The organism is Bradyrhizobium sp. SZCCHNS1050 (genome assembly GCF_032484785.1).
Classification (GTDB): domain Bacteria; phylum Pseudomonadota; class Alphaproteobacteria; order Rhizobiales; family Xanthobacteraceae; genus Bradyrhizobium.
Map to the genome: position 1 here is coordinate 485,426 of NZ_JAUETR010000001.1, position 22,394 is coordinate 507,819.

The window sequence follows — 22,394 nt, forward strand, 5'->3', positions numbered from 1 at the left end:
TATCAGCGGGAAACACCCTCGATACGGATCTGGTGATGAACGCTCCCCACCCGCGCGACGACAGGCCCGGCGACAGCGACAGCCGGGACGGCAGTGGTGCGCCGTCGCAGCGCATCGCCCTGGGCTTTTCGCTGTTCGCAATCGGGCTCGCAGCCTGGTCGCTCTTCCCGAGCTTTCCGGCCGGCCAGCTGATCGCGGTCGTCACCGTCATCCCGCTGGTGGCGCTCATCCTCACCTTGCGCTTTCCCGGGCGGTTCCGCATCGGCCTCGGCTCCGGCTACGGCGCCAATCTCGGCACCGGTTGCATCGTGGCGGCCGGCACGCTCGCCGCGCGCACGCTGTCGGACATCAATCTCGTCGACTGGCTGCCGCTGACAGCCTTCGCGACCGCGGTCGCGATCATTTTCCTCATCGTCGCCGCGCGGTTCGAAACCCAGCTCCGCCGCCGCGGCTGGCGGCTGCTGCTCGCCGCTCTCTTCGTCGCTGCCTATGCGTTCGGGACGCTTGGCCAGTTCAACACCGCGCTCGACCACTCGGCGCCGGCGCTGCTGCGCAGCCGCGTGCTCGCCAAGCATCTCGGCCACAGCCGGCTCGCCACGCATCAGGTGACGCTCGAGCCGTGGGGCCCGTTCGCGCGAGCCACCGATGCCCATGTTGCGCAGGCGCTGTACGAAAGGTTGCAGCCGGGCGACACCGTGTGCCTGCGCCTGGGCGATGGCGCGTTTCGCATGGCGTGGTTCACGGTGGCCGCATGCCGTTGAGACCCGGCGCTGCGGCCGAGACAGGAACGGCCATTTGCGCAGCGCGGCGATGCTGCGTATCGTCGTAGCTTCGTGGCCCGCATGAGCGCAGCGATATGCGGGGCCTCACGCGCCGTCTCGATGAACCCGGACGTCGCTCCGCTCATCCGGGCGATGCGATTGCGAGCCGTTCTGCATGACCGACTTCCTGCCCCGCCCTTTCGCTGTCGATCGTCCCGACGTGCTGGAGCTCGACATCACCGCGCTCGACGCGCGCCCCGGCGCGGTGCTGGTGGCGCGCTCGCCGTTCTATCCCGGCGGCGGCGGCCAGTTGCCGGACCGCGGCACGATCGCGTGGAACGGGATCGTCCGCGTCGTCACCGGGTTCGAGCCGACCGCCGACGGCATCTGGCACCTGATCGGTGATGACGCCATCCCCGACGGGGCGATCGAGCTGCGCGTCGATCCGGCGTTCCGGCAGCGCATGAGCGAGCAGCACACGGTGGCGCATCTCGTCAACAGCGCCGTCTACACCCTGTTCGACGGCGCGCTGCTGACCGGCGTCCGCATGACCGAGACCGACGAGTTCAGCGTCGATTTCGATCTGCCCAAGGTGGCGCCGGAGCAACTGCGCGCGGTGGAGGATGCGGTGAATGCCGCGATTTCGGACGATCGTCCGGTGCGTGCCTTCGACATGCCCTATGACGACGCGCAGGCGACCGCGGGACTGTTTCGCGCCAAATCGGTCGCCCCGCCGCGCCAGGCCGACGGCCTGATCCGCATCGTCGACATCGACGGCCTCGACCGCCAGGCCTGCGGCGGCACGCACCTGGTCTCGACGGCGCAGGCGCGGCGCATCCGCATTCTCAAGGTCGACAACAAGGGCCGGCAGAACCGGCGGTTGAGGATCGGATTCGTCACGGCTTGAGAATCGCGCGGCTCGCGATGAAACGGCCGGCGTCGCAATGCACATTGTCAAACGCGTATATCATCGCTCGACGTCCGATACGATTGTAACGCAGGCGCGTCCGTGATCCCATGGAAGCTCACGTCTTCCTTGCGTTCCGCAACGTCTCCGAGGGCAACTCACCCATCATCTGACGGTACTCGCTGGCAAAGCGGCCCAGATTGCCAAAGCCGCATTTGAAGGCGACCGACACGACGCTTGTGTTGGCATCGGGCCGTCGCAAAAGTTCGGATGCCCGCTGAAGTCGGACGCGCTTGGCAAACTGGCCGGGTGATCCGCGTCCCGACTCCGAGAACTCGCGGAAAATCGACCGGACGCTGACCCCCGCGATCGCGGCAATCTTCTCGAGGTCCAGAGGCTCGTCCCAATGTGCCTCGATATAGGACTCGACGGTATCGACAACCATACGGTTGACTCGCTGGGGCGCATTCAGCAGGCGGCTGCTAAAGCTGTGCCGATTTGCAAGCAGGAGCCGGATCATCAAGCTCCGCTCGAGCTCTGCGATGGCTATCGGCGAGTAGTCCGCTCCGAACATCTGCAACTCACCGGCAAGCCTGAAAACGTCCTGGCGGACGAGAGCCATGACAGCAGGATCGGTTGGGCCTTCGTCAAAGGTCAGATTCGTATCTCTGTCATCGCCGAGCATGGCTCTCAACAGCTGGTGCAAAGGCGCGCTTTCGACCCTGACCACCAGTTGGCAGTAGCCGGCAGGAAATTCGAGATCCAGTCTTGAATCCCCGGATATCAGGGGACTCCAGGCGACGATCGCCTGGTGGCCTCGCGCAGTCCTGTATCCGGCAGTGCCCTGGATCGAGAAGAACTGTCTGTAGATCGTCGATTCCGGAAACGACACCGACGCCGCGCCCGCATATGAGCAGAACGCCAGCCCCGCGGTGCTGAGCCGCGCAAGATTGGCCTCGATGCCGAAGCTGGAGTCGGAGCTGTCGAAACGATCGACGGCGTAGATGCTGAACAAGCGATCGCGCGCGAACTCGCGATCACGCGAGCGAAACAGCGGATATCGATCGAGATATGAGATTTGACCCAAACAGCTCCTCCGCCCGATCGGCATCACCACCTGGTCAACCCTCGTGCAATCGTCAGGCGCGTGAGCACAAGGCCGTGCGTTAGGACACGTGGCAAGCACGAATTTCGTTCAGTTCCACAGTTCGGACAACGTCCCGGCGCGAGGGGGCGTACGATTTTCGCGGTGATAACCGAACACCCCGTATTGTTACGGACAGAATGCTGCCTCGCGGGGCTGGCCGTGGTCTGCGCCGGGTCGTCCAATGGCTCGCTCGGAACAACGGCGTACCAAGCGGCCAAATGCGATGGGTATCGGGGTCATCGGAGCGGCAGCATACGGCCGATCTGTCGGGGATCGGACAAATACTTGGATAATTCGATTCAACTACGATCCGCTCACTCTGGACCAGAGTCGGGCCTCGCGGCGGCGTTTGGCCCCAGCGAACCAAGGTCCTGGAAATCGACAGACGTGCATGTGCCGAAACCCCGGCAGAGCAGACCTAGAGAGGAAAGAGAATGTTCGGCCGCAGACACGCCAAGGGTGACGCACAGGCCATGCTCGACGCGATCAGCCGCTCGCAGGCCGTGATCGAGTTCAACATGGACGGCACGATCATCACGGCAAACAAGAACTTCCTCGATACGCTCGGATACCGGCTGGATGAGATCCAGGGCAAGCATCACAGCATGTTCGTGGCGCCGGCCGAGCGGGACAGCGCGGCCTATCGCGAATTCTGGGCGGCTCTCAACCGCGGCGAATTCCAGGCCGCAGAATTCAAGCGGATCACCAAAGGCGGCGGCGAGGTCTGGATCGAGGCGTCCTACAATCCGGTTCTCGACGGCAACCGCCGACCGGTGAAGGTGGTGAAGTTCGCGACCGACATTACCGCGAAAAAGCTGCGCAGCATGGCGGACGGCTCCAAGATCGCTGCCATCGATCGCGCCCAGGCCGTGATCGAGTTCAAGCTGGACGGAACGGTCGTGACGGCGAACCAGAACTTTTGCGACGTTCTGGGTTATCGGCTCGACGAGATCCAGGGCCGGCATCACAGCATGTTCGTCGAGCCGTCACAGCGCGACAGCGCGGCGTATCGCGAGTTCTGGACGGCCCTCAATCGCGGCGAATATCAAGGCGGCGAATACAAGCGCATCGGCAAGGGAGGCAAGGAGGCCTGGATTCTCGCCACCTACAATCCCATGCTCGATACCGCCGGCAAGCCGTTCGGCGTGGTCAAGTTCGCGACCGACGTCACCGCGCAGAAGCTCAGGAACGCGGATCTGGCCGGCCAGATCGATGCGATCGGCAAGTCGCAGGCTGTGATCGAGTTCAACATGGACGGCACGATCATCACCGCGAACGACAATTTCCTGCATGTGCTCGGCTACACCCTGGCCGAGGTCAAAGGCAAACATCATAGCATGTTCGTGGAGCCTTCGGAGCGCGATGGTGCCGCATATCGCGAGTTTTGGGCCGACCTGAACCGGGGGCAGTATCAGGCGGCGGAATACAAACGCATCGGCAAGGGCGGCAAGGAGGTCTACATCCAGGCCTCGTACAATCCGATCCTCGATCTCAACGGCAAGCCGTTCAAGGTCGTGAAGTATGCGACCGACGTCACCAGGCAGGTGCTGGTGCGCATAGGCAACGAGCGCGTCCGTGCGATGATGGAATCCGTCGCAGCAGGCTCCGAGGAGTTGAACGCGTCTGTGCGGGAGATTTCCGAAGCCATGACCAAGTCCCGCGAGACGGCGATGGGCGCCGTCGGTCAGGTAGCATCCGCCGACGGCCAGGCGCAGCGGCTGTCCGAAGCCACGCAGGCGATGAGCGGCATCGTCGAGATGATCAACAACATCACCGGGCAGATCAACCTGCTCGCGCTCAACGCCACCATCGAATCCGCCCGCGCCGGCGAAGCCGGGCGTGGCTTTGCGGTCGTCGCCGCCGAGGTCAAGAACCTCGCCAACCAGGCCAAGCAGGCCACCGACAAGATCGCCCAGGAAATCGAGAACCTCAACGGCATCTCGGGCGACGTCGTGACGGCGCTCAACTCGATCAAGCAGGCGATCAACAGCGTCAGCGAATACGTCACCTCGACGGCGGCGGCGGTGGAAGAGCAGAGCACGGTGACGAACGAGATGTCGTCCAGCATGGCCCGCGCCGCAGCCGAAGCTCAGGCCTTGGCCGCCCGGACCGCGGCTTAGCTGCGCGCGACCAGGGCGGCGGAGCCCGGCGGGCCGCCGCCCCATAAGCGATCGAATGCGGGCGTTCACCAGAAGGCGCTGACGAGAAGACCGTGGCCGACATCATTCATTTTCCTGCTCCCGATTCCTCGCGATTCGTCGAACAGCACGCCGTGGCGGCTTGTCGGGCACTCCTGCGTCCCCAGACCGAACGCCTCCAGCAAGAGTTGCAGCAGTGGCGCAACGCCTTGGATGAGTTGGATCAGCACATCGGCGCGGACCCGTCATTCGCCGCGCTGCTGTCTGAGAGCGCAAAGGTGCGCGCGCTCATCTCCGCTGCCGAAAGCGCGCTGGACGCAATCTTCTGAGACCAGGCGGTGATCGCCGCGGCACGGCTGACGGTTGCGCGGCGACGCGCACCGCCAGGATTGCCGCCAACAAGCCAGCGGGACGACAGCAGTCCCAGTCGCCGCCGCAAGGTCACGGCCGATGCAAGATCACGTCGAATCCTTCCTCCGGGGTCGGCGCCACGAAGTATGAAGTGAACAGGTCGAACTCCTCGTCGGTCACGGTGAAGGCGTGGCGGCCTTCCGCGTTGCGGGCGCGCAGCCGCGCCTTGCAGACCTCGTCGGGCACGTCGAGATGGTGCAACTGGTGCGGCACGCCGGCGGCTTCGAACAGACCGCGCATCCAGGCGCGGCTCGCCGGCGTGTTGGCGGGGAAGTCGAGCACGACCGAAACGCCGGCCCGCAACAGCGCGACGACGTGCGGCCCCATCACGCTGCGCAGCCGTGACGAATTGCGCACGTAGTCCGCCAGGCTGCTCTGCTCGCCGGGATAGAGCCGCGACAGCCAGTCGTCCTCGGCGACCACGACGGTGGCCGGGCGATGGCCGAGCTCCGCGGTGAGCGTCGATTTGCCGGCAGCGATCTTGCCGCACACGAGGTGCAGCGTCGGTTGGTTGGGAGACACGGATACAGACCTCGCATACGGCGCCGCTTCGGGCGCCAAGAGCATTCACAGGCAATTCTCGCAGGCGGAAGCGCCCGGCCCGACGGATCAGGCCGGGTCGGTAATTCGGCTGCTGACGGCAGCGCCTGCGATGCGAATGCGGAAGGTCATGAGGATATATTTGACAGATGTCGCTGACGGCGTCCAGGCCCGGCCGTCATCCGTTGCGAGACCGCACCGCGATTGAGTTCGACTCGCAAGAATGGCCCGCGCGCATTTCAGTCGCACCGGCCGCTCGCGAATGAGTTGAAGTCACTTCACTGTGGCCGAATTGATCCACTGCGACGGGAGTCGAGCCGGCCGCGTGTCGTCCATTGCCAACCGGATGTCCGCTCCTGTAGGTAGTTGCGAGGGACGGGGGCGTCAGTCGGTGGCTCGTCAAGGGCGTCAACTACAAGGCATCGCATCAGCACGACGTGAGGCGCGCATGCGCTCGGCGCGGCGGCGCGCAGCGCTGTCGCGGCTCGGCGGCGCTCTCGTCTGGTTCGCGGCATGGGCCCTGATCTTCCAGTCCGCGCTGGCGCTCTCCGCGATGAGCGCTGCGGTTGCGGCCCCCGATGCCGTCGCCATCATCTGTCAGAGCTCCGCCGACGATCCAACGTCGGACGACATCGGCACTGCGGCCAAGCAATGCGCGAGTTGTCCGTTCTGTGCGCTCGGGCGCGGCGTCACTGTCCCGCACGTCCCCGCCGTGGCGCGGCCGATGCCGGTGGTCGTGGCGATCCTGATCGAGCGGACAGACCTCGTTGCGGCGCCTCGGCCTGCGCTCGAACTGCCGGTCGCTCGCGGACCACCGGCGGCCCTCTAGGCCGATACTCCAGACATCTCATCCCGTCACGATGCGGCCGGTCTCGTCCGCGCGCGCTGTGGGCTGCCGTCCGGCGGTCGCCGCAGCCGTGCCCGGAGCCGCCTCGTCGCGACATGTTCACGAGGCCACGGCGCGCTCGCAGCCGGGCGCCTCTCCCATTCCTATTCCGAGATCCCCTCATGGACCATTGTTCGACACCCGTCCGGCGGCGGTTGCTCCGCTCAACCACCGTGCTCACATCGCCGGCGCTGCTGGCATTCGCCCTTTCGAGTCCCGTGCTCGCGCAGGACCCATCGCAGGCTCGCTCCGCCGCCACGCTGCCGCAGGTGACGGTCGCTGTCCCGAAGCCCCGGCCGGCCGCCCGAACGGCAGCCCGCCGCAGGGGCGCACATGCGGCGACCAATCCGGCCAGCGCGCCACCGCCGCAGGCGGCCTCATCCGACGGCGTCGGCGCGCCTCCCGGCGCCACTTCGGTTGCACCGGATGACATCCTGGCGAAGCGGGCCACCACGAACGACACGGCTGCGCTGTTTGCGGATGTCCCCGGAGTCAGCCTCTATTCGGCCGGCGGGGTCTCCAGCCTGCCGGCGATCCATGGCCTCGCCGACGACCGCCTGCGCATCAAGGTCGACGGCATGGACACCATCGCCTCGTGTCCCAATCACATGAACCCGGCGCTGTCCTATATCGATCCGGCCCAGGTCGCCGCGGCCAAGGTCTGGGCGGGCATCACGCCCGTGAGCGTCGGCGGCGACTCGATCGGCGGCACCGTCGCCGTCAGCTCGCCGGCGGCCCTGTTCGCGGCGCCGGGGCAGAGCCTGCTGACCAAAGGCAGCATCGGCACCTTCTACCGCAGCAACGGCAACGTGCGCGGCGTCAACCTGTCGGCCACCATGGCCACCGAGAACTACAGCGTCAGCTACAGCGGCGCTGCGGTCAAGGCCGACAACTATACGGCCGGCGGCAACTTCAAGAACTTCACCCTGAGGAGTTCGATCACGCCGGTGCTTCCCCTCGATCAGGTCGGCTCGTCCGCCTACGAGACCAGGAATCATCTGATGGGCATCGCCTGGAGCAAGGACGGCCAGCTCATCGAGCTGAAGGCGGGGGTGCAGGAGGTGCCCTACCAGCTCTACCCGAACCAGCGCATGGACATGCTGGGCAACGACGCCTACAGCCTCAACCTGCACCATCTCGGCCGGTTCGACTGGGGGGATCTGGACACCCGCCTCTATCACCAGTCCGTCGATCACTACATGGACTTCGGCGGCGATCGGCTGTTCTCGTATGGCACACTCAGCCCGCCGAACACGACGGGTGCGCGCTATCCGGTCAACGGCATGCCGATGTATACGCACACCAAGACCAACGGCCTGACCTCCAAGGCCGACATCACGCTGTCGTCCCGCGACGTGGTCCGCGTCGGCGTCGACCTGCAGACCTACCGTCTCGACGACTGGTGGCCGCCGGCCCCCGATTGCGGCGTCGGCAACTGCATCGGCGGCATGGCGCCACTGACGTTCTGGAACATCAACGGCGGCAAGCGCGACCGGGCCGGCGTGTTCAGCGAGTGGGAGGCGAAGTGGAGCCCGTCCTGGCTGTCGCTGCTGGGCGTGCGGTTCGAACGCGTCGAGACCGACACCGGACCGGTCGTCGGCTACAACACCAGCACCACGCCGCTGACATCGGGATTCATGTCCGGCATGTACGAGACGAGCTCTGTCGGCTCCCGCGCGGCGTTCAACGCCATGGATCGCTCGCGAAAGGACAACAATGTCGATCTGACGGCGCTGTTCCGGAACACGCCGAGCGCCCATCTCACCTTCGAGTTCGGCGCGATGCAGAAGACCCGCTCGCCGAATCTCTACGAGCGTTATTCCTGGTCGCGCAACACCATGGCGCTGGAGATGAACAACTTCGTCGGCGACGGCAACGGCTATCTCGGAAACCCCAATCTGAGACCCGAGGTCGCCCATACCGTGAGCTTCACCGGCGCCTGGCACAGCGCCGACCATGAGGCCGAGATCCGGCTCACGCCCTACTACACCCATGTACGCGACTACATCGATGCGGTGCAGTGGAAGGCCGCCACCAACACCGCCGCCGTGCCTGCCGTCGCCAACCAGTTCGTGATCATGAAATACATGAACCAGCAGGCGCGGCTGTACGGGTTCGATCTGTCCGGCAAAGTGCCGCTGGGCACGACGTCGATCGGCGATTTCGGCCTGAAGGGAGTCCTGAGCTATACCAACGGCCGGAATCTCGACACCGGAAGCGGTCTCTACAACATCATGCCGGTCAACGGCAGGCTGACGCTCACGCACCGGCTCGACGGCTGGGACAGCGGCCTCGAGCTGGTGATGGTAGGCCGCAAGTCCGACGTCTCCGTCGCGCGCAACGAGCTCAAGACCCCGGGCTACAGCCTGGTGAACCTGCGCAGCAACTACACCTGGCAGAGGCTGCGCATCAGCTTCGGCGTCGAGAACCTGTTCAACAAGCTCTACTACCTGCCGCTCGGCGGCGCCTATATCGGCGAGGGCGCATCGATGTCGTTCAACAAGGAGGCCGGCACCGTCGCTGCCACCGGCGGCGGCGTATCGGGCACCGCGACGATGTGGGGCACCGCCGTTCCCGGCCCCGGACGTTCGTTCTATCTGGGTGCGAACCTGGAATTCTGACGCCGGCATTCGTATCTCGCCCTGTCCCGCCAGCGGGACAGGGCGAGAGCGGGCGCCAGACGACCACGGCGTCGCGACGAGCGGCACGAGCGAGACGTAACGTCGCGCATCACGCCGTCTGCGTTTCTCGGCCGAAATCGCGGCTCTCACGAACTTGGAAAAGCTCTAAGAGCGATTCCAGCCGCCGCTCCGTTGACACATCGGGGCGGTTGCCGTCTCCACTGATCCCACGATGCATCGTATTTGAATTTGCTCATTGGAGGGATTGATGAGACTGACCATCGCGGCCGTGCTCGGTGCCGCACTCGCCGGCTTCGCCATCTCGCCGGCTCTGGCCGACGGCTACAAGGACTGCACCAAGCTCGACAAGGCCCAGTGGAAGCCGGCCGCCGAGGCGGAAGCCAAGGCCAAGGAAGCGGGCTACGAGGTGCGCCGCTCGAAGATCGAAGGCTCCTGCTACGAGGTCTACGGCGTCAAGGGCGGCAAGCTCCATGAGCTGTTCTACAGCCCGGAGGATCTCAGCCTGAAGCACACGATCGCCAAGTAGTTGGCGCAAGCGTCGTCCAGCGTGCTGGATGACGTGACGTGAGAGCCATGCACGGCACAGCCCCCCGAGCCAGCCTGAAACGCCAGGACACCGCCGACACCGTGCAGGTCTGGGACCTGCCGCTGCGGCTGTGGCACTGGATGCTGGCCGTGCTGGTGCTCATCGCCTGGGTGACGCCGAACGTCCATGACGGCCTGCACCGGATCGCGGGCTACGCGATCCTCGGCTTGCTCGCCTTTCGCCTGATCTGGGGCATTATCGGTACGCGCCATTCGCGCTTCCGCAGTCTCAAGCTCCGGCTGCGCGCGACGCCGGCCTACCTGTGGAATCTGCGGCGCGGCAAGACCGGGCGCTATCTCGGGCTGAATCCCGCGGGCACGGCGATGCAGCTCGCACTGCTGCTTCTGCTCATCGTCTCCGCGATGACCGGCGCGATGCAGGTGACCGTGCGCTTCTTCGGCATCTGGTGGGTCGAGGACACCCACGAGGTGACGTCATATCTCCTGATCCCGCTGGTGGTGCTGCATGTCGCCGGCGTCGTGCTGGTGAGCCGCCTGCAGCGCGAGAATCTCGCCCGCGCCATGCTGACGGGGCGCAAGCTGCTGCGGCGCGGCTCGCGCTGACCGGGCGGCTCAGCCGCGCACGGCGTAGGGCGTCTGCGCCAGACGGTCGGCCCCCACGGCGAGATCGCGCTGCGCATCGGCCAGCGCCTTGCGTTCGCGCTTTTCCTCGGGCAGCGACCAGATCGAGTCCTCGGGCGCGTAGTCCCGGATCAACCTCGTGCCACCGACGATGATCTCGATGGTGCTCATGTAGCCAGCTCCACGAACGAGTTCCAAGAGAGTACGCGGCGCGGCTGGCGTTGGCAACCGAGCGTCGGCCGAAGGCCCTGCGGTCTCCGCCACCTGTCATCGCTGAACGATCGTTCGCAGCGAGTCGCGCCACACACGGAACTCACGATCGTTGCACGCAGGCCACAGTTCTCGCAAAAGCTGCGCGGGCGCGGAGATGCGTTATTGCGCCGGGCCGTCTTGCGCCGAACAATCGCAGGTCTCGGATGCCTGACCGCCCCTCACCAGCAGGGGCTCGGATTTTGGGGAGGCCGGATGATGAGCTCGCAGCAGCTTTTGGCGCGTGCGTTGTGTCGGTCCGTTGTCCTGGTAGCTTGTGCGGCGGCATGGCCCGCGGCCGCCGCCGAGATCGAGGCAGCGACGCCGCCCGTCGCCGCGGAGCCGATCGCGACGTCGCCGCAGCCGACCGCAGCCGAGACTGCGCTGACGACCGCGTCGATCACTCCATCGGCTGTCCTGCCGGCGGACGAACAGGCCGCGCCCGGCGCGGCGACCGAACCGCCCCGGCCCACTGTCGCCAGCGCCGACCGCATCGAGATCCTCGACGAGTGCCCCGACATCGATGCCTGCATCGATCGCTATCTGTGGGCGCTGTACGAGCGCGCGCCGAAGCTCGACAAGATCCGCGAGACCGAGCGCCGCGTCGTCACGGTCAAGCGCAAGGGACGCATGGTGAAGGTGACGCGCAGCTTCACCAAGCTCGTCGACAACGACTTCACCTGGAAGGATCCGAAGGCGGCCGAGCGCATCGGCCGCAGCATGATGGAGTATGTGATCGGCGGCATGGACCGCGGCTTCAAGCTGAAGCTGTTCCACACCTTGCATGCCGCCGAGGCCGCAGGGCTCGCGCCCGGCATCACCAGCGGCTTCCGCGACGACTACCGGCAGGAGATCGCGAGCGGCCTGAAGGCCGCCAGCAACCGCTCCTATCACGGCGGCAGCCTGCGCGGCGGCTACGGCCACGGACTCGCGGCCGACATCGTCAGCGTCAACGGCGCGACGCGCGCACAGCGCTGGGTGGCGACCGAGGCGCTGTGGAAATGGGTCGATGCCAACGGCAAGACGTTCGGCATCGGCCGGCCCTATCTCGATCACGACCCGCCGCATGTCGGCCCGGTCGACGGCGAGGAATATGCCAAGCATCGCGCGCCGGCCGTGAAGGTGGCAGCGGCGGAGACGAAGAAGCACAAGCGGATCGCGGCACGGCCTGAGCATCATGCGGCGAAGCGTACGAAGGCGATCCGCGCGTCGGCGCTGGCCTCGCGGCGAACGAGCTGATTGTCACGTTCACCGCAGGTCGCGGCGTTCCGCTGATTTCATAGAGCGCGCCGCGATCTCCGTCATTGCGAGGAGCAAAGCGACGAAGCAATCCAGAGTCCCGTCCACGACTCTGGATTGCTTCGCGGAGCTTGTCATCGGGCCGCGCACCTGCGGGGACAAGGTGGCTCGCAATGCCGATCGGAGGCAGGCGCAGATTCAACTCACAACTACGCCGAAGCAAGCAAAAGGCCGGGGCAATGCCCCGGCCTTCGCCATGTCAGCCGCGCGGTGCGCCGGATATCAGTAGCGGTAGTGGTCCGACTTGAACGGGCCTTCCGGCTTGACGCCGATGTAGGAGGCCTGGTCGGGGCGCAGCTTGGTGAGATTCACGCCGATCTTGGCGAGATGCAGCATCGCCACCTTCTCGTCCAGCGACTTCGGCAGCACGTAGACTTCCTTCTTGTACTTGCCGTCCTTGTTGTTGGCGTAGAGCTCGATCTGGGCCAAGGTCTGGTTGGTGAAGGACGCCGACATCACGAAGGACGGGTGGCCCATCGCATTGCCGAGGTTCACGAGGCGGCCTTCGGACAGCAGGATCATGCGCTTGCCGTCAGGGAAGGTGATCTCGTCGACCTGCGGCTTGATGTTGGTCCACTTCAGGTTCTTCAGCGAGGCGACCTGGATCTCGTTGTCGAAGTGGCCGATGTTGCAGACGATGGCGCGATCCTTCATCGCGCGCATGTGCTCGATGGTGATGATGTCCTTGTTGCCGGTGGCGGTCACGAAGATGTCGGCGCGCGGCGCGGCGTCCTCCATCGTCACCACCTCATAGCCCTCCATTGCCGCCTGCAGCGCGCAGATCGGGTCGATCTCGGACACCATGACGCGGCAGCCGGCCTGGCGCAGCGAGGCGGCCGAGCCCTTGCCGACGTCGCCGAAGCCGGCGACCATCGCGACCTTGCCCGACATCATCACGTCGGTGCCGCGGCGGATGCCGTCGACCAGCGACTCACGACAGCCATAGAGGTTGTCGAACTTCGACTTGGTGACGCTGTCGTTGACGTTGATCGCGGGCCACAGCAGCGTGCCGGCCTTCTGCATGTCGTACAGGCGGTGCACGCCCGTGGTGGTCTCTTCCGAGACGCCCTTGATCGACTTGGCGATTTCGGCGAAGTAGCCCTTCGGCTTCTCCTTGAGCTGCTTCTTCAGCAGCGCGAAGAACACCTCCTCTTCCTCGGACGCCGGCTTGTCGAGGAACGCGGTGTCGCCGTTCTCCGCGCGCAGGCCGAGATGGACATACATGGTGGCGTCGCCGCCGTCATCGAGGATCATGTTGGGATGGCCGCCGCCGTGCCAGTCGAACAGTTTTGCGGTGTAGTCCCAATAGTCGACCAGCGTCTCGCCCTTGACGGCGAACACCGGAATGCCGGCGGCGGCGATCGCGGCGGCCGCGTGGTCCTGGGTCGAATAGATGTTGCAGGAGACCCAGCGGATGTCGGCGCCGAGCGCCTTCAGCGTCTCGATCAGCACCGCGGTCTGGATGGTCATGTGCAGCGAGCCCGCGATGCGCGCGCCCTTCAGCGGCTGCTTCGGGCCGTACTCCTCGCGCGTCGCCATCAGGCCGGGCATCTCGGTCTCAGCGAGCGAGATCTCCTTGCGTCCGAACTCGGCGAGCGAAATGTCCTTGACGATGTAGTCGTTGAAACCTGGCTTGGCGGTCATGTGGGGTTCCTGTCTGTAAAAGGCGTCATTCCGGGCGCGCGTCAGCGCGAACCCGGAATCCATCACTTCGAGATTCCGGGTTCAGCGCTGTCGCGCGGCCCCGGAATGACGGCACTAAGAGCTACACCGCACGCTTGAGCGCCTCGACGAGGTCGGTCTTCTCCCAGGAGAAGCCGCCCTCATTGTCCGGCGTACGGCCGAAATGGCCGTAGGACGAGGTGCGCGCATAGATCGGGCGATTGAGGTCGAGGTGGGTGCGAATGCCGCGCGGCGTCAGGTCCATCGCCTGAGCGGCCGCCTTCTCGAGCACCTCCTCCGGCACCTTGCCGGTGCCGTGGGTGTCGATATAGATCGACAGCGGCCGCGCCACGCCGATCGCATAGGCGAGCTGCAATGTGCAGCGATCGGCGAGACCGGCGGCGACGATGTTCTTTGCGACGTAGCGCGCGGCATAGGCGGCGGAGCGGTCGACCTTGGTCGGATCCTTGCCGGAGAACGCGCCGCCGCCATGCGGGGCAGCACCGCCATAGGTATCGACGATGATCTTGCGGCCGGTCAGACCAGCGTCGCCATCGGGACCGCCGATGTAGAACTTGCCGGTCGGGTTGATGTGCCAGATCGTCTTCGGCGTGATCCAGCCTTCCGGCAGCGCCTTGCGCACATAGGGCTCGACGCGCTCGCGGACCTGCGCCGAAGTCATGTCCTCGACCAGATGCTGGTGCGACACCACGATCTCGCGCACGCCGACCGGCTTGCCGTTCTCATACTGCACGGTGACCTGGCTCTTGGAATCCGGACCGAGCACCTTCTCGACACCGGCGTGGCGGGCTTCCGAGATCAGCCGCAGGATCTTGTGGGCATAGAAGATCGGCGCCGGCATCAAATCCGGCGTTTCATTGGTCGCGTAACCGAACATGATGCCCTGGTCGCCGGCGCCCTCTTCCTTGACTTCGCCGGGCTGCAGCGCGTCGACGCCCTGGGCGATGTCGGCCGACTGCGGATGCAGCAGGATCTCGATATCGCAGGTCTTCCAGTGAAAACCTTCCTGCTCGTAGCCGATGTCCTTGATGGCCTCGCGGACGACGTGCTCGATGTGCTCGTTGGTGACCGAAGCCGGGCCGCGGGTCTCACCGGCGATCACGACCTTGTTGGTGGTGGCGAGCGTCTCGCAGGCGGCGCGGATCTGCCAGGGGTCGATGCCGGCCTTCGGCCCTTCACGGTAGAACAGGTCGACGATCTCGTCGGAAATACGGTCGCAGACCTTGTCCGGGTGGCCTTCGGACACCGACTCCGAGGTGAACAGATATGACGCGCGCATCAAGCAACCCCTTCTTCGCCGCCCACGGCGGTCGTTTGTATTGATCCCTAAGGAATGTCAGTCGCGACGCCGCGAGATGACGTAGGATTCATCGTAGAACCACAGCCCGTTGTGCTTTCGCAGAACCTCTCTGGCGGCGTCGAGCGCGCGGGACGAGTGGGCCACCTCGGTCAGGCGGTCTTCCTCGATCTGCGCGACATACACCGCCGCGTTCCAGGCTGCAAAGGCCGTCGAGGTTCCGATCGCACCGGTGACCTCGTTGGGCAGAGCCTCCATCTCATACCTGAAAATCGAGCGATTGTCCGCATAGGCGTTAAAATTTAAGTCCCGCCCACTGGAGCCGAGCTCGTATTTCACGGCGCGCAATAGCTCATGGCGGCTGACCGAGAAAGGATTTTCTCCCGGCCAGACCGCCTGGATGATGTCCAGGCCCGGATCCTGGCCGTGGGAGTGGATTCCGATCAGCCGGCCGCCCGGCTTCAGCGCCCGCGCCAGCGGTGCGATGATGCGCTTGGCGCGGAAATTGACCGAGGACCGGGCCCGGTAGGGCTGCGAGGCGATGATCAGGTCGAAATTGGCCTCGACCCGACCGGCCCGCGGGATGATGCCGTCGAGCAGGAAGCGGTGATCCTCGCGATACAGCACCAGGGCGATCGGCCGCTCATAGACCGGCATGCCGGTGCGCGGGGAGACGTTGGCGCGCCAGTTCTGCTCCAGAAACGGCTTCAGCGCCGTGATCTGGGCTTCGAAATCCCCGGACGAATCGCCCTGCAGCACGACCTCGTGCCAGATCATCGAGGCGGCTACCGAAGGCGACGCCGGCGTCAGCCAGGGCGCCTCGGCATAGTTCATGTTGGTGAACACGAACACGCTGGCCGGATGCTCGAACAGCCGGTCCGGGACCTTCTCCAGTGTCAGCCTGACATCCTCGAGGCTCAGCTCCTTGCCGGCCACATAGAACGGAATGTGTGGAAAACGGCCGTGCATGGTGCGCAGGACCTTCGACAGCACGGTGCCGTCGCCGACGCCGGCGTCGAACAGCCGCAGCGCCGGCGGCCGCGGATGGATGCTGGCGAGTTCGAGACCGACGCGCTCGGCCACCACCCGCTTCTCGCTGCAGGTGTGCACGAACAGCAGGTATTTCTGACGGTTCTCGAAGAAGCGGAAATTGCTCTTGGGATCGCGCTTTTCGGGCACGACGTCGAGCCGCGGCGGCGGCAGCGTGCCAGTCGAGGCCGCGATATAGGCCTGGATGCGATCCAGCGTGTCGATGGTGATGCGCTTGCCCTCGCGCAGCCGCTGCACGAGCTTGCCGTCGTTCACGGCGCGCCGGCCGAACGTCGATTCCGCCATGTCCGACTGGCGGCAGAACTCCGTGATCTGGGCGAGCAGCTGGTCGTTCTTCATTCGGCCCGACGGGTGGGAAATAGGAGTGGGCAACGCGCCCTTGGCCCAACCTCCTAGCACCATCTGCCCACCATTGGAAAGAGCCTGAACCCGGAACCTTCCGGACGCAACAAACCGGATAGGTTCCCGCCTCTCGTCCCCCACGGTCCGTGCCGATGCGCCGCTCCCTCCTGCTGCTGATACCGCTGCTGGCTGCCCTCTGGGCGTCTCCCGGCCTCGCCCAGTCGAAGTCCCAGCTTGGCCCCCTCTGTACCACCGAGACGACGCCGGCCGACCAGATGATCGCCGCCTGCACCAAGATCATCGCGCTGAAGGTGTTCTCCGGCAGCCAGCTCGCCACGATCTATTTCTGGCGCGCGGTCGGCTGGAACAAGAAGGGCGACTACACCCACGTCATCGCCGATGCCACCGAGGCGCTGCGGCTGCAGCCGGCGCAGGCGATCTACAATCTGCGCGGCTCGGCCTATTACGACAAGGGCGAGTACGAGATCGCGATCGCCGACTTCAACGACGCCATCAAGAGCGGCGCGCCGAGCGGCACGCTCTTCCACAACCGCGGCAACGCCTATCGCGGCACCGGCGACTACGCCAGGGCGATTGCCGACTATGACCAGGCGATCAGGCTGACGCCGAAATCCGCGCTGTCCTGGCAGAATCGCGGCATCTCCAAGGAAGCGACCGGCGACCTCGACGACGCGCTCGGCGACATCAACGAGGCGATCCGGCTCGATCCGGCGCTGGCCTCGCCGCTGATCAACCGCAGCGTGATCTGGCGCGCCAAGGGCCATCTCGACCGCGCCGTTGCCGACGCCTCCGAGGCGGTCCGGCTGGCGCAGAATCCGCCGGCCAACGTGATGACACCGCCGGGGAGCGTCGTCATCTCAGCCCACGTGCATCGCGCGCTGGCCTATGAGGCCAAGGGCGAGTTCGATGCGGCCAAGGCGGATTACGCCGCGGCGCTGAAGCCCACCGCATCCGATGCCGGCAGCAAGGCCAGCCAGGCCACCGCCAGGGTGCGGCTGTCGCTGCTGTCGGAGCCGGCGGCGCGCCCCCAGCAGCGGCCGGAATCCCCGGCCCCCTCCTCGGCCGCAGCGGTGCCGACCGGGCAGCGCATGGCGCTGGTCATCGGCAACGGCGCCTACACGCACGTGCAGCCGCTGCCCAATCCGCCGCGCGACGCGCGAGCCATCGCCAGGAGCCTGCGCGACATCGGCTTCACGGTGACGGAGGGCCTCGATCTCGACCGCGCGGCGATGCAGGCGAAGACGCGCGACTTCCTGCGCGAGGCGGCGCGGGCGCAGGTCGCCGTGGTGTTCTATGCCGGCCACGGCGTGCAGATCGACGGCCGCAACTATCTCGTCCCCACCGACATTGCGCCGTCTGCAGGCAGCGACGTGGTCACGGCGATGGTCGACATGGACCAGATCCTGGCCGGGCTCGACGACCAGGTCCGCACCAACATCCTGATCCTCGATGCCTGCCGCAACAATCCGTTCGCCCCGCCGGAGACGGCAGGCGCCGGCCCCGGCCGGGGTCTCAGCGCCAGCGGGCTCGCCGCACCAACCTCGCTCGGTACCGGCGCAACGTCCGGGGCCGGCACGCTGATCGCGTTCGCGACGGCGCCGGGCAAGGTCGCGCTCGACGGCGACGGCGACAACAGCCCGTTCTCGGCGGCGCTGACCCGCCACATCGGCACGCCCGGTCTCGAGGTGCAGCAGATGCTGACGCGCGTTCGCGCCGAGGTCGTGGCCGGCACCAAGAACAAGCAGGTGCCGTGGTCGAACTCCTCGCTGCTCGGTGAGGTCTATCTGGCGGCGAGATAGACCTGCGGCTGGGCAGGCGCTGCTCCAGCCCGACCGTCACGGCCCTCGGGGAGTCAGGTGCAGCATGCCCGAATCCTGATATGCTGCCGCACAATGGAGACGAAGCGTATCGCCGTCGGCCCGCCCAATCGCCGACACGATCCGCCGGCAACAAGCTCGTCTCGAAGGATCAGGGAGGCTCGCATGATCGGTCGTTTCGTTGTTGGACTTGGTCTGTCAGTCGTGCTGGCCGCAGGCCCGGCGCTCGCCGACGATGTCACCGGCGTCTGGCTGCGCGAAAGCGGCGCCTCCAAGGTCAAATTCGCGCCCTGCGGCGGCGCCGTCTGCGGCACGCTGGTCTGGATCAAGGAAGGCACCGACACTCCCGCCAAGGTCGGACAGCGGCTGTTCTCCGGGATGAAGCCGACCGGCCCCAATGCCTGGGCCGGCAGCTACAGCAATCCCGATGACGGCAAGACCTATGATGCCAAGATGACGCTCACCGGCGGCACCCTGACGACCGCCGGTTGCGCCTTTGGCGGCGTCATCTGCCGTTCCTCGACCTGGACGCGGGCGAATTAGAGCTCCGTTTGCGAATTCAGACTACGGTCGGGTCGCATCAAGGCATCGATCGTCCATATGGCAGCAAAGACGCAGGCGCGGCTGGGATTCGTGCTGTTTGCGGTGATTGCCGCAGCAGCCGCGACGTTCGTGCTGGCGCGCCGCTCCGCGACGCCGTCGGGCAGCGACCACCGCACGGTTCGCCAGCTCATCGTCCACTACAACCTGATGGGGCGCTCCGATGACCCGATCGTCGTGCTCGGCGACAGCATCGTCGAGGCGGCGACGCTGCCGGCCAGCGCCTGCGGACATCCGATCGTCAACGCCGGTCTCGCCGGCGCCGGGACGCGCAGCGACCTGGCCGGCTGGCTCAAGCCCGCACTCGGCCCGAAACGGCCGTTCGCGATCATCGTCTCCCTCGGCGTGAACGATGCGCTGACCGCCAAGTCCGACTCCGGCGAGGCCTTCGCCGGGCGCTACGAGGCCCTGCTGCGCGAGCTATCAAACCTCACCACGCGCATCTTCGTCACCGAGTTTCCCTCCGTCGAGGCGCGCGGGCCATTCACGCCGGCCATGGAGAAGGCCGCCATGGCGAACATCACCGGCTATCGCGCCATGCTGCCGGACCTCGCGAGGCGCACCGGCGCGACCTTCCTGCCCCTGCCGCCGATGGAATCGCCGTTCACGCTCGAAGGCATCCACCTGAATGCCATGGGCTATCGGTCCTGGGACCAGGCGATCCTGCAGGGAACCGAGCTCGCCTGCCGCTGATCCCGCAGGCTGCGAAAACAATCCTTCACTTCGCGCCGGCTAGGATGGGGGCGCACATCCCGTCGAGACGGTTAACGATCACCGCATGGCCCCGCTTCACACATCGACATCGCCTGGGACTCACAAGCTGCTCGGACTGGAGCTGCTGCGTTTCCTCGCCACGATCTCGGTGCTGCTGTGGCACTACCCGCACTTCGCCTACATCGCCGATGCCCCTGTCGATCTCGTCCGCAGCGAGCTGCCGTTCTACAATGTCCTGTTTCCGTTCTATGAGCTCGGCGAATACGGCGTGGTGATCTTCTGGTGCATCTCGGGCTTCATCTTCTTCTGGAAGTACAGCGCGATCATCCCGGATGGCACGGTCGATGGCTGGACCTTCTTCGTCAACCGGGTGTCGCGGCTCTATCCGCTGCATCTCGCAACGCTGCTGCTGGTCGCGGGGCTGCAGGCCCTCTATGCCGCGCAGCACGGCGTCTTCTTCGTCTACCAGAGCAACGATCTCGCTCATTTCGTCACCCAGCTTTTCATGGCGAGCGACTGGCTGCCGCCGACCGGGGTCAGCTTCAACGGCCCGATCTGGTCGGTCTCGATCGAGGTTCTGGTCTATGCGGCCTTCTTCCTGGCGCTGCGTTTCGTCACCACATCACCGCTGTTGAACCTGGCGATGATCCTGGCCGGCATCGCGAGCGGGACACTGGTCGGCAAGTGTTTCGTGTTCTTCTATGCCGGCGGACTGGCCGCCATGGTGCGGCAGAGCGTCGCCGATGCCCCGTACCGCGCGCGGCTGGAAGCGTTCGCCGCGTGCGCCGTCGTTACAATTCCGCCGGCCCTCTGGCTCTCCGGCGTTGAGCTTGCCGAGCGCTCCGCAGCGCTCCTGCTCGTTTATACACCCATCCTCTTGTTCGTCTGCGCGACGCCCATCACGCTGCCGCGGCGCACCGAAGTCCTGCTGCAGGCCGCCGGCAACATGACTTATTCGTGCTACCTGTTGCACTTCCCGATCCAGCTCACGATCGCGCTGGCTTTCGGCGCGCTTGGACGAGCGATCCCCTACGGCAGCCCCTCGTTCTGGGTCGGCTTCATGGGGCTGACCCTGACCGCGGCGTATCTCACCTATTCCGGGTTCGAGGCCCCGGCACAGCGGCTGATCCGCCGCGCGCTGCTGCGCAAAAAAGAAGCGGAGCGGATTGCTCCGGCCCCGCTTCCGCATCACTGATCAGCACGCCCCATGTCGAGGCGTGCAGTGTTCACGGCGCGCTTACTTCCCCCAGATCTCCTCGGCAAGCTCGACGCAGAGGCGCAGCTTGGCCCACTGCTCTTCCTCGGAGAGGATGTTGCCCTCCTCGGTCGAGGCGAAGCCGCATTGCGGCGACAGCGCGAGCTGGTCGAGCGGGGCGAACTTCGAGGCCTCTTCCAGGCGGCGCTTGATGTCGTCCTTCTTCTCCAGCTCGCCGACCTTCGAGGTCACGAGACCGACGACGACGACCTTGTTGCCCTTGGGCAGGAAGCGCAGCGGCTCGAAGCCGCCGGCGCGCTCGCTGTCATACTCCAGGAAATAGCCGTCGTAATTGGTATTGGCGAGCATGGTCTCGGCGACCGGCTCGTAGCCGCCCGAGGAAATCCAGGTCGAACGGAAATTGCCGCGGCAGACATGCGTGGTGATCGTCATGTCCGCGGGCCGCTCGGCGATCGCGTAGTTGATGATGCGCGAATAGATCTGCTGCAGACCGTCGGGATTGTCGCCGCGCTCGCGCGCCTTCTTGAGCTCGTCCTGCGAGCACAGATAAGCCCAGACCGTATCGTCGAACTGCAGGTAGCGGCAGCCGGCGTCGTAGAAGGCCTTCACGGCCTTGCGATAGGTCTTGCCGAGATCCTCGTAGAAGGCGTCGAGATCGGGATAGACGTCCTTGGAGATCGACTTGCGGCCGCCACGGAAGTGCAGCACCGCCGGTGACGGGATCGTCATCTTCGCCGTGACATGCGCGGTGTCGGCGTGCTTCTTGAGGAAGCGGAAGTGGTCGAGCATCGGATGACTATCCGGGAAGTCGAGCTTGCCGATCACGCGCACCGCGTCATGACGGGTCTGCACGCCGGTGAACTGGATGCCGGTGTCCGGGTGAAACAGCTCGCATCCGGTCAGCTTGGCGAGAAAGTCGAAGTGCCACCAGGAGCGACGGAACTCTCCGTCGGTGGCGAGCTTGAGACCGGTCGAGGCCTGGCGATGCACGACCTTCTCAATCTCCATGTCCTCGATCTTTCGGAGATCGTCGGCCGAGATCTCGCCCTTCTCGAGCTTGGCGCGGGCTTCCTTGATCTTCTGCGGCCGCAAGAGGCTGCCGACTTCGTCGGCGCGGAATGGGGGCTTGGTGCGTTGCATGTGCTCACTCCTTGGAAGGCGTCGATTCGTTGGATAGGGTTGTTGGACCGGCTGCGATCTGTCCTGGCTGGTTACCTGGGCAAAGCGTGATGGACTGGGTCCATCCCCTACCCCGTATCCGGTCGGTATACAATTCTATCGAGGAGAGATCGTGGAGGGGCATGGCGCAATCCATGGCCCGAGCAATGGGCTGACCTACCCTGACCTCGTTCAATGGGGCATCCTGAGGTGAACCCATCAAATCCGCCTCCAGGTGAAGTGCCATCGCGACAACGGCGCTGGCCAGCCTTCCTGCTGTAACGACCGGATCCTGCATACCGGTGTCCACGGCGGCCGCACCATACCGCCGGATCTTCCGGCATGGCCT

20 protein-coding genes are annotated in these 22,394 nt (G+C 65.6%); 13 read left to right on the forward strand and 7 right to left on the reverse strand.

Annotated features, from left to right (window positions below; all coding sequences use genetic code 11):
• Nucleotides 1–35: 35 nt before the first annotated feature.
• Nucleotides 36–761, forward strand: a complete 726-nt coding sequence (locus QX094_RS02195) for a hypothetical protein (RefSeq protein ID WP_315753612.1) — start codon at nt 36–38, stop codon at nt 759–761.
• Between the two features lie 175 nt (nt 762–936).
• Complete coding sequence (locus QX094_RS02200; protein WP_315753610.1) at nt 937–1,668, forward strand: alanyl-tRNA editing protein; 732 nt, start codon at nt 937–939, stop codon at nt 1,666–1,668.
• A gap of 118 nt (nt 1,669–1,786) precedes the next feature.
• Here QX094_RS02200 and QX094_RS02205 read toward each other — a convergent pair whose 3' ends face one another.
• Nucleotides 1,787–2,779 (reverse strand): AraC family transcriptional regulator, encoded by a 993-nt coding sequence (locus QX094_RS02205; protein WP_315753626.1) that lies wholly within the window; start codon nt 2,777–2,779, stop codon nt 1,787–1,789.
• Nucleotides 2,780–3,249: 470 nt separating this feature from the next.
• Here QX094_RS02205 and QX094_RS02210 point away from each other — a divergent pair, with 470 nt between their 5' ends.
• Both QX094_RS02210 and QX094_RS02215 read left to right on the forward strand, forming a co-directional pair.
• Nucleotides 3,250–4,935, forward strand: a complete 1,686-nt coding sequence (locus QX094_RS02210) for a PAS domain-containing methyl-accepting chemotaxis protein (RefSeq protein ID WP_316187619.1) — start codon at nt 3,250–3,252, stop codon at nt 4,933–4,935.
• A 92-nt stretch (nt 4,936–5,027) separates the two neighbouring features.
• A complete protein-coding gene (locus tag QX094_RS02215; protein ID WP_316187620.1) occupies nt 5,028–5,282 on the forward strand; it encodes a hypothetical protein in 255 nt (84 codons plus the stop codon).
• A 112-nt stretch (nt 5,283–5,394) separates the two neighbouring features.
• Here QX094_RS02215 and QX094_RS02220 read toward each other — a convergent pair whose 3' ends face one another.
• Entirely contained in the window at nt 5,395–5,886 is a 492-nt protein-coding gene (locus QX094_RS02220) for an ATP-binding protein (RefSeq protein ID WP_315753608.1), read from the reverse strand.
• A 466-nt stretch (nt 5,887–6,352) separates the two neighbouring features.
• On the opposite strand from QX094_RS02220, the gene QX094_RS02225 reads away from it, so the two are divergent.
• From QX094_RS02225 to QX094_RS02240, 4 genes are all read left to right on the forward strand, one after another.
• The gene (locus QX094_RS02225; protein ID WP_316187621.1) at nt 6,353–6,733 is read left to right on the forward strand and encodes a DUF2946 family protein; all 381 of its coding nucleotides are present in this window, start codon (nt 6,353–6,355) and stop codon (nt 6,731–6,733) included.
• Nucleotides 6,734–6,945: 212 nt separating this feature from the next.
• Nucleotides 6,946–9,411, forward strand: a complete 2,466-nt coding sequence (locus QX094_RS02230) for a TonB-dependent receptor (protein WP_316187622.1) — start codon at nt 6,946–6,948, stop codon at nt 9,409–9,411.
• A gap of 268 nt (nt 9,412–9,679) precedes the next feature.
• Nucleotides 9,680–9,958: a PepSY domain-containing protein gene (locus QX094_RS02235; RefSeq protein WP_315825101.1), complete on the forward strand. Its 279-nt coding sequence runs from the start codon at nt 9,680–9,682 to the stop codon at nt 9,956–9,958.
• A gap of 47 nt (nt 9,959–10,005) precedes the next feature.
• Nucleotides 10,006–10,581: a cytochrome b/b6 domain-containing protein gene (locus tag QX094_RS02240; protein ID WP_316159257.1), complete on the forward strand. Its 576-nt coding sequence runs from the start codon at nt 10,006–10,008 to the stop codon at nt 10,579–10,581.
• 9 nt (nt 10,582–10,590) lie between these two features.
• On the opposite strand, the gene QX094_RS02245 is transcribed toward QX094_RS02240, so the two are convergent.
• Nucleotides 10,591–10,770 (reverse strand): hypothetical protein, encoded by a 180-nt coding sequence (locus QX094_RS02245; RefSeq protein ID WP_315753598.1) that lies wholly within the window; start codon nt 10,768–10,770, stop codon nt 10,591–10,593.
• Between the two features lie 294 nt (nt 10,771–11,064).
• On the opposite strand from QX094_RS02245, the gene QX094_RS02250 reads away from it, so the two are divergent.
• Complete coding sequence (locus QX094_RS02250; protein ID WP_315712887.1) at nt 11,065–12,087, forward strand: hypothetical protein; 1,023 nt, start codon at nt 11,065–11,067, stop codon at nt 12,085–12,087.
• Nucleotides 12,088–12,369: 282 nt separating this feature from the next.
• Here the strand turns inward: QX094_RS02250 and ahcY are convergent, their stop codons facing one another.
• From ahcY to QX094_RS02265, 3 genes are all read right to left on the reverse strand, one after another.
• Nucleotides 12,370–13,791, reverse strand: a complete 1,422-nt coding sequence (ahcY, locus tag QX094_RS02255; protein ID WP_315712889.1) for an adenosylhomocysteinase — start codon at nt 13,789–13,791, stop codon at nt 12,370–12,372.
• 121 nt (nt 13,792–13,912) lie between these two features.
• Entirely contained in the window at nt 13,913–15,109 is a 1,197-nt protein-coding gene (metK, locus tag QX094_RS02260; RefSeq protein ID WP_315712890.1) for a methionine adenosyltransferase, read from the reverse strand.
• Nucleotides 15,110–15,166: 57 nt separating this feature from the next.
• Nucleotides 15,167–16,516 carry a hypothetical protein gene (locus QX094_RS02265; RefSeq protein ID WP_315712892.1) on the reverse strand — a complete coding sequence of 450 codons (1,350 nt, stop codon included), beginning with the start codon at nt 16,514–16,516 and terminating at the stop codon, nt 15,167–15,169.
• A gap of 155 nt (nt 16,517–16,671) precedes the next feature.
• Between QX094_RS02265 and QX094_RS02270 the strand changes: the two genes are divergently transcribed.
• The 4 genes from QX094_RS02270 (at nt 16,672) to QX094_RS02285 (ending at nt 20,866) form a co-directional block, all read left to right on the forward strand.
• On the forward strand, nt 16,672–18,339 hold the full coding sequence (locus QX094_RS02270) for a caspase family protein (RefSeq protein WP_315712894.1): 1,668 nt from the start codon (nt 16,672–16,674) through the stop codon (nt 18,337–18,339).
• Between the two features lie 183 nt (nt 18,340–18,522).
• Complete coding sequence (locus QX094_RS02275) at nt 18,523–18,900, forward strand: DUF2147 domain-containing protein (RefSeq protein ID WP_315712895.1); 378 nt, start codon at nt 18,523–18,525, stop codon at nt 18,898–18,900.
• Nucleotides 18,901–18,957: 57 nt separating this feature from the next.
• The gene (locus QX094_RS02280; protein WP_316187623.1) at nt 18,958–19,650 is read left to right on the forward strand and encodes an SGNH/GDSL hydrolase family protein; all 693 of its coding nucleotides are present in this window, start codon (nt 18,958–18,960) and stop codon (nt 19,648–19,650) included.
• Nucleotides 19,651–19,735: 85 nt separating this feature from the next.
• Nucleotides 19,736–20,866, forward strand: a complete 1,131-nt coding sequence (locus QX094_RS02285) for an acyltransferase (RefSeq protein ID WP_316187624.1) — start codon at nt 19,736–19,738, stop codon at nt 20,864–20,866.
• A 42-nt stretch (nt 20,867–20,908) separates the two neighbouring features.
• Here QX094_RS02285 and QX094_RS02290 read toward each other — a convergent pair whose 3' ends face one another.
• On the reverse strand, nt 20,909–22,027 hold the full coding sequence (locus QX094_RS02290) for a cobalamin-independent methionine synthase II family protein (protein WP_315712900.1): 1,119 nt from the start codon (nt 22,025–22,027) through the stop codon (nt 20,909–20,911).
• Between the last annotated feature and the right edge of the window lie 367 nt (nt 22,028–22,394).